We start from the raw sequence: 858 nt of genomic DNA on the forward strand, positions 1-858 counted from the left end.
CTCATTTTTTATATTTTTATCTTTTGATAATTTTTTTTTTATTAAATACAATCTTCTTTCATATTAAATATGGTATATAATTGGTTATTTTTTACATTATTTTTATTTATTTTTAGTTTGTTTGGTATTATATATAATAATAAAAATTTAATAATTACTTTAATAATAATAGAAATATTACTTTTTTCTGTAATTTTAAATTTTATATTTTTTTCCATAAGTTTAAATCTTTTATACGGCTATTTTTATTCAATATTAGTTTTAGGTATAGCAGCAGCAGAAACTACACTAGGGCTGACTTTAGTTATAAGTTTTTTTAAATCCACTAGAAAGGATCTCCAGATTAACCGCCTAGTTGGTACAAGTTTATAAAAAAAATATCATGACTAGATTAATATTTATAGTTTATAAAAATTTAATAAGATTTTTTATGTTAAGTTTATTTATTTATTTAAATTTGTTATTTTTTACTAATAATTTTAACGAGGAGCTTACACCTTTTATTATATATAATTACTTTATAAAATATACAAGTACCGGTAATGATACTATTTTTTATTTTTTTCTTAGTAATAATTTTTATTATAACCAAGTTTTTGAATATTATTATTGTGTGTTATGTACTTATTATGATATGTTTTATTTTTTAATAATAGCTTTTTTAATTTCATTGGTTTTTTTTGTAGTTTCTTTTTTTTTTTTTACAATCAAAATAATTAATATTATAGTCAAATTCTTTACTTTTTTCCCAACTGTGAAAGTCATAATTGGAATTTGTAAGTGGTTTTTCACAGATAAAACAGCACTCGGAATTAAAACGGTGACGAAGAAGATGGAGTTGAAATCCTCGATTTACTA

General features: G+C 19.6%; 1 protein-coding gene. It reads left to right on the forward strand.

Annotated elements, in window-relative coordinates; genetic code table 11:
• Window positions 1-69 precede the first annotated feature (69 nt).
• Complete coding sequence (locus ACQY5W_RS13040; protein WP_428025407.1) at window positions 70-372, forward strand: NADH-quinone oxidoreductase subunit K; 303 nt, start codon at window positions 70-72, stop codon at window positions 370-372.
• The last annotated feature ends 486 nt before the right edge of the window (window positions 373-858 follow it).

The sequence above is a fragment of the Arcobacter sp. genome (assembly GCF_050300555.1).
Lineage (GTDB): Bacteria > Campylobacterota > Campylobacteria > Campylobacterales > Arcobacteraceae > Arcobacter.

Coding starts and splice junctions, on each gene's coding strand:
- ACQY5W_RS13040 (WP_428025407.1), top strand. CDS start 70: ATGGTATATAATTGGTTATTTTTTACATTATTTTTATTTATTTTTAGT.